At 64.1% G+C, this 16199-nt stretch carries 11 protein-coding genes; 3 read left to right on the top strand and 8 right to left on the bottom strand.

What is annotated here, in order from left to right; all coding sequences use genetic code 11:
- Positions 1-9: 9 nt before the first annotated feature.
- A complete protein-coding gene (locus AT984_RS09220) occupies positions 10-1104 on the top strand; it encodes a FemAB family protein (protein ID WP_058719842.1) in 1095 nt (364 codons plus the stop codon).
- Here the strand turns inward: AT984_RS09220 and pseG are convergent.
- Genes pseG through pseB form a run of 6 tightly spaced genes read right to left on the bottom strand, consistent with a single transcriptional unit; the run spans position 1085 to position 7800 of the window.
- Positions 1085-2611 carry a UDP-2,4-diacetamido-2,4,6-trideoxy-beta-L-altropyranose hydrolase gene (gene pseG, locus AT984_RS09215; RefSeq protein WP_058719841.1) on the bottom strand — a complete coding sequence of 509 codons (1527 nt, stop codon included), beginning with the start codon at positions 2609-2611 and terminating at the stop codon, positions 1085-1087. The genes AT984_RS09220 and pseG overlap by 20 nt on opposite strands.
- Entirely contained in the window at positions 2611-3900 is a 1290-nt protein-coding gene (locus tag AT984_RS09210) for an aminotransferase class III-fold pyridoxal phosphate-dependent enzyme (protein ID WP_156421960.1), read from the bottom strand. Before AT984_RS09210 ends, pseG begins: the two co-directional genes overlap by 1 nt.
- 33 nt (positions 3901-3933) lie before the next feature.
- Complete coding sequence (locus AT984_RS09205; RefSeq protein WP_231741618.1) at positions 3934-4743, bottom strand: cytidylyltransferase domain-containing protein; 810 nt, start codon at positions 4741-4743, stop codon at positions 3934-3936.
- Positions 4740-5606 carry an aldo/keto reductase gene (locus tag AT984_RS09200; RefSeq protein WP_197418290.1) on the bottom strand — a complete coding sequence of 289 codons (867 nt, stop codon included), beginning with the start codon at positions 5604-5606 and terminating at the stop codon, positions 4740-4742. The genes AT984_RS09205 and AT984_RS09200 overlap by 4 nt, the downstream gene beginning before the upstream one ends.
- Before the next feature lie 8 nt (positions 5607-5614).
- On the bottom strand, positions 5615-6781 hold the full coding sequence (gene pseC, locus AT984_RS09195; protein ID WP_058719837.1) for a UDP-4-amino-4,6-dideoxy-N-acetyl-beta-L-altrosamine transaminase: 1167 nt from the start codon (positions 6779-6781) through the stop codon (positions 5615-5617).
- An 8-nt stretch (positions 6782-6789) separates the two neighbouring features.
- A complete protein-coding gene (pseB, locus tag AT984_RS09190) occupies positions 6790-7800 on the bottom strand; it encodes a UDP-N-acetylglucosamine 4,6-dehydratase (inverting) (RefSeq protein WP_058719836.1) in 1011 nt (336 codons plus the stop codon).
- Between the two features lie 262 nt (positions 7801-8062).
- On the opposite strand from pseB, the gene AT984_RS09185 reads away from it, so the two are divergent.
- Together AT984_RS09185 and AT984_RS09180 are read left to right on the top strand one after the other, a co-directional pair.
- Positions 8063-9013 (top strand): WxcM-like domain-containing protein, encoded by a 951-nt coding sequence (locus AT984_RS09185; RefSeq protein WP_058719835.1) that lies wholly within the window; start codon positions 8063-8065, stop codon positions 9011-9013.
- A complete protein-coding gene (locus AT984_RS09180) occupies positions 8979-10145 on the top strand; it encodes a DegT/DnrJ/EryC1/StrS family aminotransferase (RefSeq protein ID WP_082679905.1) in 1167 nt (388 codons plus the stop codon). Before AT984_RS09185 ends, AT984_RS09180 begins: the two co-directional genes overlap by 35 nt.
- On the opposite strand, the gene AT984_RS23770 is transcribed toward AT984_RS09180, so the two are convergent.
- Complete coding sequence (locus AT984_RS23770; protein WP_058719834.1) at positions 10142-10648, bottom strand: acyltransferase; 507 nt, start codon at positions 10646-10648, stop codon at positions 10142-10144. The genes AT984_RS09180 and AT984_RS23770 overlap by 4 nt on opposite strands.
- A 52-nt stretch (positions 10649-10700) precedes the next feature.
- Positions 10701-16022 (bottom strand): hypothetical protein, encoded by a 5322-nt coding sequence (locus AT984_RS09170; RefSeq protein WP_156421959.1) that lies wholly within the window; start codon positions 16020-16022, stop codon positions 10701-10703.
- Between the last annotated feature and the right edge of the window lie 177 nt (positions 16023-16199).

Genomic DNA, 16199 nt, shown 5'->3' with positions numbered 1-16199 from the left:
CTTGCGAGCATGCCCATGCCTGAAATGAAGCAAATGCTTGAGCCTGCTGCCTTGCAGGCCTTGTTGAATGACAGCCGCCTGGACGCCAGCCTGGCACATCAGCAGCCCCAGGCTTGGGCGCAGGTGTGGGAGGGCCTAACCTATCGCTCGGTCAGCTATGCGCCAAGCTCGCTGGCTTATCAGCAAGCCTATCTGGAGGACGCCGGCTGGCAGTTGCAGGACATCAGCCTGATCCTGCAAACCGATGGCCGGCCCTGCGGCATCTTCCCGCTCGCCTTGGGTGGCCCGCCGGCTAGCGTGAGTTTGAGCGGCTTTGGCGGGCCCTTGATGGCGCCGCTGTTTGTGCAGGGCTTGTCGCCCAACACCGTCAAGAAGATCTGCGCACGTCTGCTGGAGCTGCTGCAAATGCTGGCGCAGCGCCTGGGCCAGAACAGCCTGAACCTGCAACAGGCTGTGCTGCCTGATCAAACTGCGCTGGGCTTGAGTGAGTGGTCTCAACAGCTGCTGGCGGCCGGTGCCTCGGTCACGGTCAAACATGATTTGTTTGTGGATCTGAGCCCCTCCTTGGACGAGATCCGCGCTGGCTTTCGCAAGAGCTTTCGCCCCCTGATCAACGCTGGCCTGCGCCATTGGCAGGTGGACTTGATGGACGCGGCAGCGGCAGATGTAGCGGTATGGGAGGAACTCAAGGCCTTGCATTTGGACGTGGCCGGTCGCAAGACCCGTAGCGACGACAGCTGGCAGCGCCAGTTCGCCATGATTCAGGCGGGCGAGGCCTTTATGGTCACCTTGCGCGATCCGGAGACTCACCGGCTGGTGGGTGCAGGCGTGTTCCAGATCAACCGGGATGAAGGCTTGTACGGCGTGGGGGCCTATGACCGCGCCCTGTTCGACAAGCCTCTGGGCCATGTGGTGCAACAGGTGGCGATTGAGTACCTCAAGCGCCAGGGCACCCGTTGGTATCGCCTGGGCGAGCGGCAGTTCGCCCAGGATCAGCCCACGCCCAGCGCCAAGCAGCTGTCGATCTCAGCCTTCAAGCAGGGCTTTGCCAGCCATGTGTTTGCACGGCCAGAGTTTGTCTGGCCTATGGCTTCAGGCGTTTGATGAAGCGCAGCGGCGTGGCCCCAGGGCCGTAATCGGCGCCGCGGAACAAGGCCAGGGAACTCTCATTACCGGGCAAGACCTCGGCATGGATGTTCAAGGCAATATCCGCATGCATCGCGGCCATGGCCGCTTCACCGGCTTGCAGCAGGGCGCGTCCCAGCCCCAGGCCTTGCAGCTGGGGATCCAAATAGAGCGAGACCTCGAAGGCGGGGTCCGTATCCGACGTGGGCAAGGGATCGAAGCGAATCACGCCGACCGCAAGCGAGCCCCGATAGGCCAGAAAGAGTCGACTCTGCCCGGCCGCCAGCAGGCGCTCCAGCCAGCCGCGGTGGGTGTCCAGCGGAATTTCCTCCTGTGAGCGTGAGACTTGCCGTGTGCTGGGGTGATTGCGCCAGCGCCACATGAATTCGGCATCGCTCAGCTCGGCCGCACGCAGTTGCAGCGGCGCCTGGGCTAGCATCAGCAAGCCCATCGCCACCTTGCGTGCGCCTTGGCCATCGACCAGGGCGCGGCTATTCGTCGCCAGCGTCTGGCGCAAGCTCGCATCGTCCAGCAAGCGGCGCAGGCCCTGGGCCAGTGCTGGGGCATCCAGGCCGGTGGCGGCCAGCACCGCCTGGCGGCGTTCCAACTCGGGCAGCACGGCGCGTTGGTTGTCGGCCAGGCAAAGCGTCAAGGAGGGCACACCGACGGCACAGCGCTCCCAGGCTGCACCTCCTGCGGCGCCGATTTGCACATCATGGCGGGCGTAGAAGGCGCTGAGCTCGGGCAAATCGAGGCTCAGCTGGGTTTGTGCGTCTGCGCGCACGGCTTCGCGCAAGGCGGCGAGATGGGGGTTGGCGTGGGTGGAAACGATCTCGATCGGCCCTTGGAAACCTACGCCGCTTCGGCAGGCTTGCAGGGCCGTGGGGCTGAGGTTCAGTGGGTCGGTGCCGCCCAGAAATATGCCGATGCTGCGCACCTCGGCCGCCGGCACATGGGCTTGCAGTTCGGCATAGCTTTCACCCAGCAGGGCAAAGCCGGGTCCGCAAAACCAGCGCGCGGGCGGGCGGCGTAGCCAGGGGGCATAACGGGCTTGATGGCTGGACTCGACGCAGAGGTTTTGGTCGATCAAGGCATCAGCGCTCAAGGGCCTGTCGGCCAAATCGTCGATCACTGCGATGCGGCAGCCCAAGGCTTGGCGCAGAGCCTCGTGCCAGTCGGCCGCGATACCGTAGTGGTCAACGATGAGAAGGGCGGGCGCCTCGTGCTTGAGGACTTCGATGCAGGCTTGGGCATCGGCTGCCGCGTCGGCCAAAGCGCCCGGCTGAATGACGGCCGGCAGCTGCGCCAGCAGTCGGCTTTCGATGCCGGCCGAGGCCAGCAAGGCCTGCGCGTCAACATCGCTGGCTCGGCAAAGAAACAGCGTTTGTGCCCCCAGACGCTGCAAGGCCTGGGCGAGCGAGAGGCACCGGCGCAGATGACCCAGCCCGATCTGGGAAGAGCCATCGGCGCGGAAGGCGATGCGCATCAGCGCAGCTTGAACAAGGGCACCAGGGGGGCGCAGCGCAAGAGTTCCGGCACCCGGCCGTCGCTGGCGGCTTCACCCACCATGGGCAACAGCTCGCGGTACATGGCCAGGACCTGCTCGATGTCGCCGCTGCTGTGAGCGTGGCTGAGGTTGTGGGTGCCCAGACCCAGCACGCCGCGCTGATGCTGCTCTTGCGCCAGCAGGGTTTTGATGTCGAAGATGTTGGCGCCGCGCGCTTCGCGCACGTTCAGGAAGGTCCAGCTCGGATGGCCGCTGACCGAGAACAAATCGTTCAAGTTCTGTTCATCCAGCAAGCGGCGCAAACCGGTTTGCAGCTGTTCGCCCTTGGCCGCGATGCCGGCCAAAACAGGCTCGCGCTTAAGCTTGCTCAGCGTGGCCTTGGCGGCAGCCAGGGACAGGGCTTCGCCGCCGAAGGTGAAGGAGAAGAAGATCTCCTCCATCAGCTGCATCACATCGGCGCGGCCGGCGATGGCAGAGACCGGGAAGCCATTGGCCAAGCCCTTGCCGAAAGTGGCCAGATCGGGGGTGACGCCGAACAGCTCCTGCGCGCCGCCGTTGGCGAAACGGAAGCCGGTGATGGTTTCATCAAACACAAGCAAGGCGCCATGCTTGTGGGCCAGGGCCTTGACGCCTTCCAGAAAGCCGGGCTGTGGCGCCGCCACATTCATGGGTTCCAGAATCACCGCGGCCAACTGCTCGGGGAACTGCTGGAACAAGGCCTCCAGCGAGTTCAGCTCGTTGTAGGCAAAGGCATGGGTGAGGGCGCGGGTGGCCTCGGGCACGCCGCGATGGCGGGCGGTGCTGCCGATATACCAGTCCTGCCAGCCGTGGTAGCCGCAAACCGCAATGTGGTCGCGGCCGGTGAAGGCGCGGGCCAGGCGCACGGCGCCGGAGGTGGCGTCAGAGCCGTTCTTGCCGAAGCGCACTTTCTCGGCGCAAGGCACCATGTCCACGATCAGCTCGGCCACCTCGCATTCCAGGCGGTGCGGCAGGCTGAAGATGACGCCGGAGTCCTGCAGCTGGCGGCTGACGGCGCTGTTGACCTCTGCGTCTTGATAGCCCAGGGTGACCGAGGCCAGGCTCATCACCAGGTCCAGATACTCATTGCCGTCCACATCCCAAACGCGCGCACCCTGGCCACGTTCGATGAAGAAGGGCGAGACGCCCTTGGGGTATTGGGTGCGGCTCTTGCTGAAGGTTTGGCTGCCCAGGGGGATGACGCGCTCGGCGCGCTCCAGCATGGCTTCGGAAGCGGTGAATGTACGCATGATGGCAGTCTCTTTGGAAATAGGTGTTCGGAGTCAGAGCTGGGCGGCAGCGGCTTGCAGCGCGTCATTGCGCAGGCTCTTGGCATAGCCCTCATTGCGCTGGTGCGGGTTGAGCCGCAGCAGTTCGGGCCGGGCATCCAGCAAGCGCAGAAAGTCAAACAGATCGGCGCGCAGGGCGGCACCTGCGCCGGCTTGCGCGTCCAAGGCGTCGACCAGGGCGCGCACCAGGTGCAAATCATCCAGATGGTCTACGGTCCAGCGCAGCTGGGCCAATGGAATCACGCTGCTCAGGCTGCCAATGCGCAGCTTCTGGGCTTGCGCGCGCAGCCAGGGGGTGACGTGCTCACGCTCGCTGGGCAAGCGGGCGTGTTCTGCGGCTTGCAGCAAGGCTTGGCGGGTGAAGACTTCGACATCCAGGCCATCGGGGTAGCTGGCGGGCTCGCTATTGGTGCAGTAGTCCAGCTTCTGCGCGCAGAGCTGGCTGATGACGCGGTCGATCAGGGCCGGGTCGATCAGGGGGCAGTCGCCTGTCAGGCGCACGATCAGTTCGGCGTCGCTGGCCTGGGCGGCGCCGGCAAAGCGGGTCAGCACATCGTCCAGCGGGCCACGATGAACCGCATAACCGGCTTCGCGCACGGCGGCCGCCAGCGCGTCATCGCTGGGGTCGGTGCTGGTGGCCAGCACGATCTGGTCGATGAGCGTGGCGCGTTTGACGCGCTCCAGCATGAACAAAATCATCGGCATGCCGGCTAGCGGCATCAAGACCTTGCCAGGCAGGCGGCTGCTGGACAGACGGGCTTGCACAATCGCCAGGCATGAAGGGCGCGGATTCATTGAACTCATGGTTTGGGCCACAGGCGGGGGTCGTAGGCTTCGGGCAGGGCGCAGGCCAGGTGAGGGCGATGCAGGGGCCGGGCTTGCTGCCAGGCGCCGGCGATGTCTTGCCATTGCGCCAAGCTCTCTACGCCGACCACGCAGCTGTGCACCTGGGGCAGGGCCTTCACGAGGCCTAGCGCGGCCACGGTGGGAGATAGGTCTTGGGCTTGGCAGTCGTTTTGCCAGGCATGCAGAAATGGCGCGGCGGCCGGTACGCGTTGGGCCCCGCGTTCAGGCGCCAGCAGCAGGCCTTGCAAAAAGGCTGAGCGCACATGCAGCTCAACGCCCTTCAGCTGCTCGGCCTGCGGGCCTTGCAGGGTTTGCTGAAGGCGTTGATCGAGGGCATTGGCCGGCAGCTGGGCGATGCTGATGTCGTGGCGCTGACGTAGCGTCAGCAACTCTTCCGGTCCGTAGCAGGAGACACCAAGGCGAATGCCGCTGCCCTTGAGCTGCTGCTCGGCCTGTTCCCAAAGTGCTGGGCCGCCTGCGGCCAAAAGGTCAGCGGCGCTGTGGAACAGCAGGGCATTCAGGCGTTCGCCCAGGCGTTGGCGGGATTGCTCAATGCTCATCTGCACGGCAGCCAAAGCTTGGGCTTGCGAGAGCCCGCTCAGCGGCCTGATCTTGCTGATGATGCGAAAGTCCAGCGTGCCGCACAGGCGGGCCAGCCGGGCTTCGATATCGCCGTAAGCCGCGGCCGTGTCCAGCGTGCGCACGCCTTGCTGCCAGGCGGCGGCCAAGATGCGTTCGACCTCAGCCTCAGCCACGGTCTGGCCGCTGCCGACCGCGCCATAGGCGAGGCCAAATTGCACAGTACCTAGTGCCAGTTCCATGGCCTGACTCATCGCGCCAGCAAATGACGCAGCGTGGCGACGACGCGATCCTGATCAGCCTCCGTCATGGCAGGGAACAGGGGCAGGGAGATGCAGTGGGCGTAATAGGCCTCGGCCAGCGGGAAGTCGCCCGGCTTGAAACCCAGGGCTTGGTAATAGGGCTGGGTGTGGATGGGGATGTAGTGCACCTGCACGCCAAAGCCTTGCTCGCGCAGGGCAGCAAAGAGCTGAGCCCGCGTGATGGGGCAGCGCTGGGCATCCAGCTCGACGGCATACAAATGCCAGGCCGATTGCCGGTCGGCAAAGCGTGGTGGCAGGCGCAGCGGCAAATCCTTGAGCAACAGGTCATAGCGTGCCGCCAAGGCTTCGCGTGCGGCTTGCATCTGGGGCAGGCGGCGCAGTTGTGAGCGGCCGAGGGCAGCTTGCAACTCCGTCATGCGGTAGTTGTAGCCCAGCGCCTGCTGCTCATAAAGCCAGGCGCCTTCGGGCGGCTGGGTCATGGCGGCGGCTTCGCGCACCATGCCGTGCGAACGCAGGCCTTGCAGGGCCTGGGCCAGCTGTGGGTCACGGCAGGTGAGCATGCCGCCTTCGGCCGTGGTCACTACCTTGACGGCGTGAAAGCTGAAGACCGAGATATCGGCCCAGTCCGAACCCATGGGCCGGCCGTGCTGGCTGGCGCCGGTGGCGTGGGAGGCGTCTTGCAGCAGCTTGAAGCCGTAGCGATCAGCCAGGGCCCGCAGGGCTGGCCAGTCGCAAGGCAGGCCGGCAAAGTCCACCGGGATCACCACATCGGGCAGGCGGCCAGCAATCTGGGCTTGGGCCAGCTTGCTGCTCAGGGCTTCGATGCCCATTTGGCGGCTGAAGGGGTCGATGTCGACGAAGTCAACACTGGCGCCACAGTACCGTGCGCAATTGGCCGAGGCCAAAAAGCTGTTCGGTGTCGTCCAGACCAAGGACTGCGGGCCCACCCCCAACGCAAGGCAGGCAATGTGCAGGCCGGCGGTGGCATTGCTAACGGCAATGGCGTCCGGCACTTGGTGCACGGCGGCGAATTCGGCCTCGAAGGCGGGCAGCTCTGGGCCTTGCGTCAGGAAGTCGGAGCGCAGCACCGCGCAGACCGCGGCGATGTCTTCTTCGCTGATCTGCTGGCGGCTGTAAGGGATGGAAACTGTCATGGCCGAATTTAGATCAAGCGAGCTTCGGGCACATGCTCCATGATCAGCTCACGCAACTGGGCCACGCTGAGGAAATCGGGGTTGCTGCCGCTGTCATAGGCAAAGCCGGCGGGCACGCGCTCGGCGCCGGTCTTCTTGCAGTACTGCTCAATGCTGTACTCGCAGTTGGAGGGCAGGATGGCGTAGTAACGGCCCAGATCAACGGTTTGATAGCTGTCGCTGCCGGTGATCATCTCTTCGTGGATCTTCTCGCCGGGGCGAATGCCCACAATCTCCTGGCGGCAGTCGGGCGCCACGGCGGTGGCCACATCGCCAATGCGATAAGAAGGAATCTTGGGCACAAAGATCTCGCCGCCTTCGGCGTTCTGCAAGGCCCACAAGACCATCTCCACCCCGTCTTGCAAGGAGATATTGAAGCGGGTCATATTGGGGTCGGTGATGGGCAAGACGCCGCTGGCGCGCTTATCCACGAAGAAAGGGATCACCGAACCCCGGCTGCCCATCACATTGCCGTAGCGCACGACCGAGTAGCGGGTGGGGCGATGGCCGCGGATATTGTTGGCGGCGATGAAGAGCTTGTCCGAGCACAGCTTGGTGGCGCCGTAGAGATTGATGGGCGCAGCGGCCTTGTCGGTGGACAGGGCGACGACCCGCTCGACGTTTTGGTCCATGCAGGCTTCGATCAAATTCTGCGCACCCAGGATATTGGTCTTGATGCACTCAAAGGGGTTGTACTCAGCCGCCGGCACCTGCTTGAGCGCAGCGGCGTGGATGACGATGTCAATGCCTTCAAGCGCGCGGCGCAGCCGGGACTCGTCACGCACATCACCCAGGAAATAGCGAATGCTGGGGAACTCCCGCTCGCTGAAGCGCTGGGCCATCTCAAACTGCTTGAGCTCGTCGCGCGAGAACACCACCACCCTCCGGACATCGGGATAGCGCTTGAACACCGTGTCGACAAATGCCTTGCCGAAGGAACCGGTAGCGCCGGTGATGAGGATGGATTTGCCGTTGAGCATGGTGTGCCGAAGGTTGGTTGAAGGGTGCCCAGGGTGAACCACAGGCTTGTTGTGACTTTCGCCGCACTTGAGGGTGCTTGATCCCTGAAAAAAGCGCAGGCGGGTGGTCTATTTTGCAGCCCAGGGAACTTGGGGCAGAGTGGCCTTGCAAGGGGCGTGGCCCAGCAAAGAATTGCAGGGCAGGGATTGCCCCGGAATTCTGGCCATCGCAGGGCGCCCGCAGCTGTTAGCGTTCAGGCATTCTTGTTTTCAAGTCCAAGCCATGCCGTCGACCTCCTCTTGCTCCATCCATGCCCATGCCCTGGTCGAGAGCCCGCATATCGGCGCGGGGACACGGGTCTGGGCCTTTGTGCACATCCTGCCGGGCGCGCGCATCGGGCGGGACGCCAATATCTGTGACCATGTCTTCATCGAGAACGATGTGGAGGTGGGCGACCGGGTGACGATCAAGTGCGGCGTGCAACTCTGGGACGGGGTGCGCATCGAGGACGATGTCTTCATCGGCCCCAATGTGACCTTCAGCAACGATGCCTTCCCGCGCAGCAAGCAGCGGCCCGAGCAGTTTGTGCAGACCCGCGTGCGCAAGGGGGCCAGCTTGGGCTCCAATGCGACCGTGAGGCCAGGTGTCACCATTGGCGCTCATGCCATGGTGCAGGACGGCGCGGTGGTGACTCGTGATGTGCCGGCCAATGCCATCGTGGCGGGTAATCCCGCTCATGTCATCGGTTATGTGGATACCTTGCATCCGGCGGTGCAAGCCACGCAGCCCTCGGCAACACGGCCTGGCCAGGTGCCTGAGCGCTTGCAGGTGGCGGGCGCCTCGCTGGTGCAACTGCCGCAAGCGGTGGACATGCGAGGCTCGCTTTGCGTGGGGGAGATCGGCAAGCAACTGCCCTTCACGCCGCAGCGCTTTTTCATGGTCTATGACGTGCCCAGCCGCGAGGTGCGGGGCGAGCATGCGCACAAGCTCTGCCATCAGTTCCTGGTTTGTGTGAAGGGCAGCCTCAGCGTGGTGCTGGACGATGGCGAGCGCCGCGACGAGTTGCTGCTGGACAACCCCCGCCTGGGCTTACACATCCCGCCCATGGTCTGGGGCATACAGTACCGCTTCAGCGCCGACGCCGTCCTGCTGGTGCTGGCCTCGGACCCCTATGACGCTCAAGATTACATCCGCAGCTATGACGACTACCTCGCCGCCATTCAACGTGCCTGAAGCTGCAGTGCCTGAAGCTGCCGTGGCCGAGGCGCCCATCCCCTTCCTGAATTTGCAGCCCGCTTACCAAGTCGCGCAGGCCGAGATTGATGCCGCACTGCTGCGGGTAGCCCGTAGCGGCTGGTTCTTGTTGGGGCGGGAATTGCAGAGCTTCGAGGCGGCCTATGCGCAAAGCGTGGGCGCGGAAGGCTGTGTGGGCGTGGCCAATGGTCTGGATGCGCTGGCTTTGGCCCTGCAAGCCCTGGGCGTTGGGCCAGGCGATGAGGTCATCGTGCCCGCCAATACCTATATCGCCACCTGGTTGGCGGTCAGCCAATGTGGCGCCCGCCCGGTGCCAGTGGAGCCTGACCCGCTCAGCTACAACATCGACCCCGCCCGTATCGAGGCGGCCATCACGCCGCGCAGCAAGGTCATCCTGCCGGTGCATCTCTACGGCTTGCCAGCCGAGATGGATGAGATCTTGCAGATCGCCCGGCGCCATGGCCTCAAGGTGCTGGACGATTGCGCCCAAGCCCATGGGGCGATGGTTCGGGGCCGCGCCGTTGGCAGCCTGGCGGATTTGTCGGCCTGGAGCTTTTATCCTGGCAAAAACCTCGGGGCTTTTGGTGACGGTGGCGGTGTGACCGGCGCGGACCCGGCCTTGCTGGATCAGATCCGGGTGCTGCGCAACTACGGCTCGCGGGTCAAGTATCACAACGAGGTCAAGGGCCGTAACTCGCGGCTGGACGAAATCCAGGCCGCCGTGCTGTCTGCCAAGCTGCCGCATCTGCAGGCTCAGACCGAAGAGCGGCGCCGCATTGCTACACGTTTGCTCGATGGCTTGGCGGGTCTGCCCCTGCAACTGCCAACACCACCGGCCGCGCATCTGGAGTCGGCCTGGCATTTGTTTGTCGTCAGGCATGAGGCACGCGACCGCCTGCAGGCCGAACTCGCCCGCCAAGGTGTGGGCAGCCTGATTCACTACCCGGTGCCGCCGCATCTGCAGCCGGCCTATGCCGAACTAGGCTATGCCGCGGGTGACTTCCCCATCAGCGAGGCCATGCACCGTGAGGTGTTGAGCTTGCCGCTGTGGCCCGGCATGAGCGAGGCGCAGATCGATCGCGTGATTCGCGTCGTACGGGCCAGCGTTTAAGCCTCTTCGCTTTTCACCCAAGGTGCCGGCGCCGGGCCCCGGCTGCGCGCCGGATTGCCCACCCAAAGCTCGCCCGGCGGCACATCGCGTGTGACCACGCTACCGGCGCCAATCATGGCGCCAGCCCCGATACGCACCCCGCCCAGAATGGTGGCATTGGCCCCGATGGAGGCGCCACGCTCCAGCGTGATGGTTTGAAACTCGGCCGGGTACTGGCGTGAGCGCGGTGTGCGGTCATTGGTGAAAGTGGCGTTGGGGCCGATGAAGACATCGTCCTCCACCCGCAGGCCGTCCCATAACTGCACGCCGCTCTTGACGGTGACCCGATCCCCGATCACGACCTCGTTTTCAATCAACACCTGCGCGTTGATATTGCAGTCCGCGCCGATGCGGGCACCTGCCAGCACCACGCAAAACTGCCAGATGCGGGTGCGCGGGCCGATATGGGGGCTGGCCACATCGGCCAGGGCGTGAATCTTGGGGGCGTCGTTCTGTTCGCTCATATGGCTAGCATACCCATGCCTGCCTGCATTTCCGGCGAAGCCTGTGTTGCGCTTAGATCAGCGGCAACCAGGGGTCGCCATCTTCATGGGCGGGTCGGCGGTGTGCAAGCGCCTGACGCAGAAGGGTGTCTGGATCCGCCGCCTGGGCCTGCGCGGTCGGGGCCGCCTGGCTCAGTGAGGCCGGCAGGCTTTGATCGGCAGCCACCAATAGATCCTGCAGATTGGGCAGCGGGGTGTTTGCGTTGGCCGCCCCAGGCTGGGCGGCATCGTGCTCGCCATGAGTGGCGATCTCCTGGGCCAGCGGCACATCCCCGGGCGTGTTTTTGGCGAACCAGACATCGGCCATGAGCTTCTGGCTGCCGTCGGCCAAGGTGTAGCCGGACACCAGGCCGATCAGATTGCCCGCATCCATTTGGCTACTCTTTTGGGCATGCAAGTCCAGCGAGACGATGTTCAGCTCAGACAGGTTGAGCAGCTCTGCCGCTGCGCTCAAGCCATCGCGGTTGCGGTCTACCCAGACGCGCAGGTCGGCGAAGGCCGCGTCGTGTGTGTCCAGCACTCCGTCACCATTGCTGTCCAGGCTGCGCATGGCGGCATAGCCGTCGCCCGCGCGTTTGCCATCGGCCAAATGCACGCCGCTGCCGAAGAGCTCGGCGCCGTTGTCGATCTGCCCGTTGTGGTTGCGGTCCATCACCAACAAACCGTCCTTGCCATCGGTCCAGCCCCATTGCTGGCTCTTGCCGGTGGCATTGAGGTCGAACTGCACGCCTTGGGCGGCGGCGGTGGTGTGAACGCCATTGCCGTCCAGATCCAAGACGATGGGTGTGGCCGCAAACAAGGCGTCCACCTGGTTGGCGCTCATGGCCGCGATTTGCTCGGTGCTGAAGGCGTGCACCTGCTGCATATTCAGGCTGGCGATGTCCTGCGATTCCAGGCCCTGGATCTGCTCCGTCAGCAGTGCGTGAATCTGAGCCGTGCTCCAGGCGCGCAGCTGGGCCGAGCTGAGGGCGGCGATGTCCTCGGTTTCCAGCGCGCGGATTTGATCGGTGCTCAGCGCGGCGATGCTGCGGGAATTCAGCCCGGCGATCTGCCAAGTCTGCAAGGCGGCTATGTCTTCGGTCTCCAGGGAGCGAATTTGCTTGCTGCTGAGGCCGTTCAACTGCTGGGTCAGCAGGGCGCCGAACTGATCCGTGGTGAAGGCATTGAGTTGGTTGGTGCTGAGTGACTGCAAGACGGAGGTGCTCAGCGCCACGATGTCTTCGGTCTCGATGGCGGCCAATTGGGCGAGCTTGAATCCGCCCGCTTGGCGGCTGCTCAGGGCACTCATCTGCGCCTGACTCAGCTCAGCAATGGCTTCGGTGCTGAAGGCGCCGAGTTGCAAGCTGCTGAAGGCGCGCAGGGATTCGCTCAGCATGGCGTGCATATCGCTGCCTGCCAGCAAAGAGATGTTTTCGGTGCTCAGGCGCGCCAGTTGCGCGCTGCTGAGGGCGGCAATTTGCTCGGAGCCCAAGGCATCAAAGGCCTCGGTGCTCAAGCCGTTGAGGGCCAGGGAGGACAGTGAGCGAATCTGCAGCGTGCTCAGGCCCTCGACCTGCGCGCCGCTCAAGCTGGCGATTTGCACGGTGCTCATGCCAGCAAGCGCGCCGGTGCTTAAGGCCTGCAGCTGCAAGGGGCTCAGTGCCGTGATGTCCTCGCTGGCGAGGCCGCGAATTTGTGCGCTGCTCAGCAGACTCAGCTGTTCGCTGGCCAGCAGGGCAAATTGCTCGCTGGCCAGCATGCTGAGTTGGCGCGAACCCAGGCCGCGAATCTGGTCGGATTCCAAACTGTGGAGTTGTTGCTGGGAAAACAGCTGCAGCTCCTCGCTGCTAAGGGCGCGCAGCTGAGCCGTGCTCAAGGCCGCGATCTGCTCCGTGGCCAGTGCCAGCACCGCCTCGCTGGACAAATTGCCCACCGCCAAGGTGCTGATGGCGCGGATCTGTTCGCTGCTCAGGGCCTGGACCTGCGCGCCATTAAGTGCATGCACCTGGCTGCTGTTCAAGGCCTGGATGGACTTGCTGCTGAGCAAGCCCATGCCTTCCGCCGACAGCAGGGCGATGTCGGCGCTGTTCAGCCCGGCCATCTGATTGGCCTGCAAAACACCCACTTGTTGCGCCGTGAGGGTGGCCACCTGATCACTTTGCAAGGCATCCAATCCGGCGGTGGACCAGCCGCGCAAGGCATTGCTGCTGATGGCGGCAATGTCCACGAGTTCAATGCTGGCGATCTGGGCCGAACTCAAACCATTGAGCTGGGTCGAGCCCATCACCGCCCATTGCGCTTCGGTCAGCGCCACCAAGTCATTGGTTTCCAGGCTGCGCAGCTGCTCGCTATTGAGTGATTGCAGTTGCTGGCTGTTGAGTGAGGCGAACTGCTCGCTATTGAGCTGGCGCAGCTGGACGCTGCTCAAGCCGCGCAAGGCCTGGCTGCTGATGGCGGCCAGGCCATCTGCGCTGATGGCTGTCAGTTGTGCGCTGTCGAGAAAGCGCAGCTGATCGGCGTTCAGGGCGGCGAATTGCTGGGGCAGCAGCTGGGCGATCTCATCCGTGCTGATGGCAGCCAGCTGCACCGAGCCCAGCGTGGCGAGCTGGGCACTGTTGAGCTGCACCAGTTCCGCCGCGCCAAAGGCCGCGAACTGAGCGGTTGACAGAGCGCGCAAGGCGGCCGTGGACATGGCGGCCAGATCGTCGGCCACGATGGCCATGATTTGATCCGAACTGAGCAGGGCGAGTTGTGAGGTGCCCAGGCCCGCGACCTGCGCGCTGTTGAGCCCGGTCAGCTGATCCAGCGTCATGGCGGCAAGTTGCTTCGCCGACAGGGCTCGCACGCCGCGCGCCCCCAGGGCGGCCACATCGGCCAGCTCCATGGCGGCGACTTGTTGGGTGCTCAGGCCCATCAGCTGCTTATCACTCAAGACGCTGAATTGCTCGCTCAGCATGACCTGGATGGCGTCGGTGCTGAGTTGGCCCAGCTGCTGGCTGCTCAGCGCAGCAATTTGGGCGGTAGTCAGGGTCGCCGCCTGGCTCAGGTCGATATTGGCCAGTTGGCTGGAGGTGAGTCCCCGGATGGCGGCGGTGCTGATGGCCAACAAGGCATCAACCGGCAGGGCCCACATCTCGTCGGTACCCACCTTGGCCAATTGCTGTGAGCTCATCAAGGCCATCTGGCGCGAGCTGATGGCACCCCATTGGTCAACGGTCAAGGCATCGACCTGGGCGGCCGACAAAGCTCGCAGCCCGGCGCTGCTCAAGGCATTGAGGGACTGCATGCTCAGCTCGTCAATGCGCTCAGGGCTCAGGCCTGCCACCTGCTGTGAACCCAGGGCCGCCCATTGCTCGGTACCCAGGGCGATGAGCTGATCGATGCGCAGCGCTGCGATTTGCTCCGAACTCAGCGCCATCAACTGGCGTGAACTCAGCATTTGCACCTGAGCCTCGGTCAACTGGTGCAGCTGGGTGGCTTGCAAGCCTCGAATAGCACCACTGCTGAAGGCCTGCAAGGCTTCGCTGCCGATCTGCACGAACTGCTCGGAGCTCAGTCCAGCAATCTGGGCCGAGCTCAGAATCGCAGCTTGGCTGCTGCTCAGCACGCGCAAGAGATTAGGATCCAGCGAATGCAGTTGCTCCCCGGTGAGCGACTTGAAAGCGGCGGTTGACAGCGCGGCAAAGTCGTCGGTCTCCAGATGGGCCAGTTGATTGGCGCTGAGCGCTTGCAATTGCTTGGAGCTGAGCGCAGCCATCTGCAAGGTGCTCATCAGATTGAGCTGCTCGGTACTGAGCCACTGAATTTGATCGGTGCTCAGTGATCGAATTTGTACGGTGGACAGGCTTTGCCACTGATCGCTGCTCAGTGCGCTCAGCTGGGTGCTGCGCAAGGATTGCAGGGCCGTCGTGCTCAGGCTGCGCAGATCCTCGGTCTCCATCAGGCTCAGCTGCTTGCTGCTCAGCGCGGAGACTTGGGCCGAACTCAATGCCGCGATCTGGGCGGTGACCAGGGCCTGCAGCTGATCGCTGGCCAAGGCATTGAGTGTATTGCCGCTGAGTGCGCGTATGCCGGCGCTGCTGATGGCGGCCACGTCTTCGGTTTCCAGGGCGCCGATCTGACGGCTGCTCAGGGCCACGAGCTGGGCGGAGCTGAGGCTGCGGAACTGCTGGGTGCTCATGGCCATCAGGTCCGCGCTGTCCAGCACCGCAAACTGACGGGAGCTGAATGAGGCGATCTGGCGGGTGGCCAGCGAGCCTACTTGATCGCTGACCAGGCCTTGCAAGGCACTGAGCGTCAGGCCACGGATCGCGCCGGTGGACAAGCCGGGCAAGGCATCGCTGGTCAGCATTTGCAGCTGATCCGACTTGAGCCCCATGGCTTGGGCGGAGGTCAGCACGCCGAGTTGGGCGCCGCTGAGCCCGCCGAGCTGGTCCGACTGCAGCACGCCCAGCTGCTTGGCGCTAAAGCCCTGCAAGGCCTTGGTGCCCAGCTGCTCAAAATCGCTGGTGGTGAGCACGCCCAGTTGGCTGGTGCTGAGGCTTTTGAGTTGCGCCGTGCTCAGGGCAGGGATTTGATCGCTGCTCAGGGCGTCGATGCCAGCGCTACCCAGGCTGCTGATCTGACCGGTGCTCAGGGCTCGAATTTGGCCGCTGGCGAAGGTCTGCAGCAGCTCAGCCGGCAGTTCGCGCAAGGTGGCGCCGCTGATGGCTCGGATGGCCGCGGAGGACAGGTTTTGCAAGGCTTCCGGCGCCAAGGTGGCGAGCAGTGTCGCCTTCAGCGCACTGCCGTGGCTGCCGTTGAGACTGCCGATTTGGTCCACCGTCAAGGCGGTGATTTGTTCGGGCGCCAGGGAGCTCAGTTGGCCACCGGAGAGGCTGGAAATGAACTTGGTGCTCAGTTCGCTGAGCTCGTTGGGTGCGATTACCGCCAACAGGCTGGTGGACATGCCCTTGAGCTGAGCGGGATTGAGCTGCACCAACTGGTCCACGCCCAAGACCTCAAATTGCTCGGCACGTATGCCCGGAAATTGTTTGGACTGCAGGCTGCCGACCTGCTCGGGCAGCAGCTGAGAAAACTGGTCCAGGGTCAATGCGCCCAACTGGGCCGTATTGAGCGCCTTGAAGACGGTGGGGGTGAGGGCTTGCAGCTGTTCGACTGAAAAGGCCGACATCAAGCTGGCGGGCAAAGATTTGAACGCCCCCGCCTTCAAGGACAGGGCCTGCTCATAACTCAGCGCCGCAATATGGTCAGGGGTGAACTGCGCCCACACAGCCGGACTGAGCTTGGCGAGGGCCTGCGTGCTCATTTGAGCAAGCTCTTCGGGGCTCGGTGGTGTGGGGACGGAGGTGGCCATGGCTGTTCTGCTTGATCAGGCTGGAGCCGGCAGCAGCATTGCAAAAGGACAAGGGTTCAAACCCAGCGGCGCGCTCGCCCTGGGGTAGGCGCGACGCTTGGCTGGGATATTAGGTGGCGGCGCTTGGCTCTCGTTCAAACAGGGCCTCACAAAGTGGACAAACCGGATGCATCGTTC

It is taken from the genome of Paucibacter sp. KCTC 42545, from assembly GCF_001477625.1.
Lineage (GTDB): Bacteria > Pseudomonadota > Gammaproteobacteria > Burkholderiales > Burkholderiaceae_C > Paucibacter_A.
Note: the sequence above shows the minus strand (reverse complement) of the source record. Positions and strands in the feature narration are given on the sequence as shown.

Bases quoted from the DNA above. Each gene is read 5' to 3' on its own strand.
- AT984_RS09205 (WP_231741618.1), bottom strand. From the start codon at position 4,743: ATGAGTTCAATGAATCCGCGCCCTTCATGCCTGGCGATTGTGCAAGCC.
- AT984_RS09170 (WP_156421959.1), bottom strand. From the start codon at position 16,022: ATGGCCACCTCCGTCCCCACACCACCGAGCCCCGAAGAGCTTGCTCAA.
- AT984_RS09180 (WP_082679905.1), top strand. From the start codon at position 8,979: ATGACGACTACCTCGCCGCCATTCAACGTGCCTGAAGCTGCAGTGCCT.
- AT984_RS09210 (WP_156421960.1), bottom strand. From the start codon at position 3,900: ATGCGTACATTCACCGCTTCCGAAGCCATGCTGGAGCGCGCCGAGCGC.
- pseB (WP_058719836.1), bottom strand. From the start codon at position 7,800: ATGCTCAACGGCAAATCCATCCTCATCACCGGCGCTACCGGTTCCTTC.
- AT984_RS09220 (WP_058719842.1), top strand. From the start codon at position 10: ATGCCCATGCCTGAAATGAAGCAAATGCTTGAGCCTGCTGCCTTGCAG.
- AT984_RS09200 (WP_197418290.1), bottom strand. From the start codon at position 5,606: ATGGAACTGGCACTAGGTACTGTGCAATTTGGCCTCGCCTATGGCGCG.
- pseG (WP_058719841.1), bottom strand. From the start codon at position 2,611: ATGCGCATCGCCTTCCGCGCCGATGGCTCTTCCCAGATCGGGCTGGGT.
- AT984_RS23770 (WP_058719834.1), bottom strand. From the start codon at position 10,648: ATGAGCGAACAGAACGACGCCCCCAAGATTCACGCCCTGGCCGATGTG.
- pseC (WP_058719837.1), bottom strand. From the start codon at position 6,781: ATGACAGTTTCCATCCCTTACAGCCGCCAGCAGATCAGCGAAGAAGAC.
- AT984_RS09185 (WP_058719835.1), top strand. From the start codon at position 8,063: ATGCCGTCGACCTCCTCTTGCTCCATCCATGCCCATGCCCTGGTCGAG.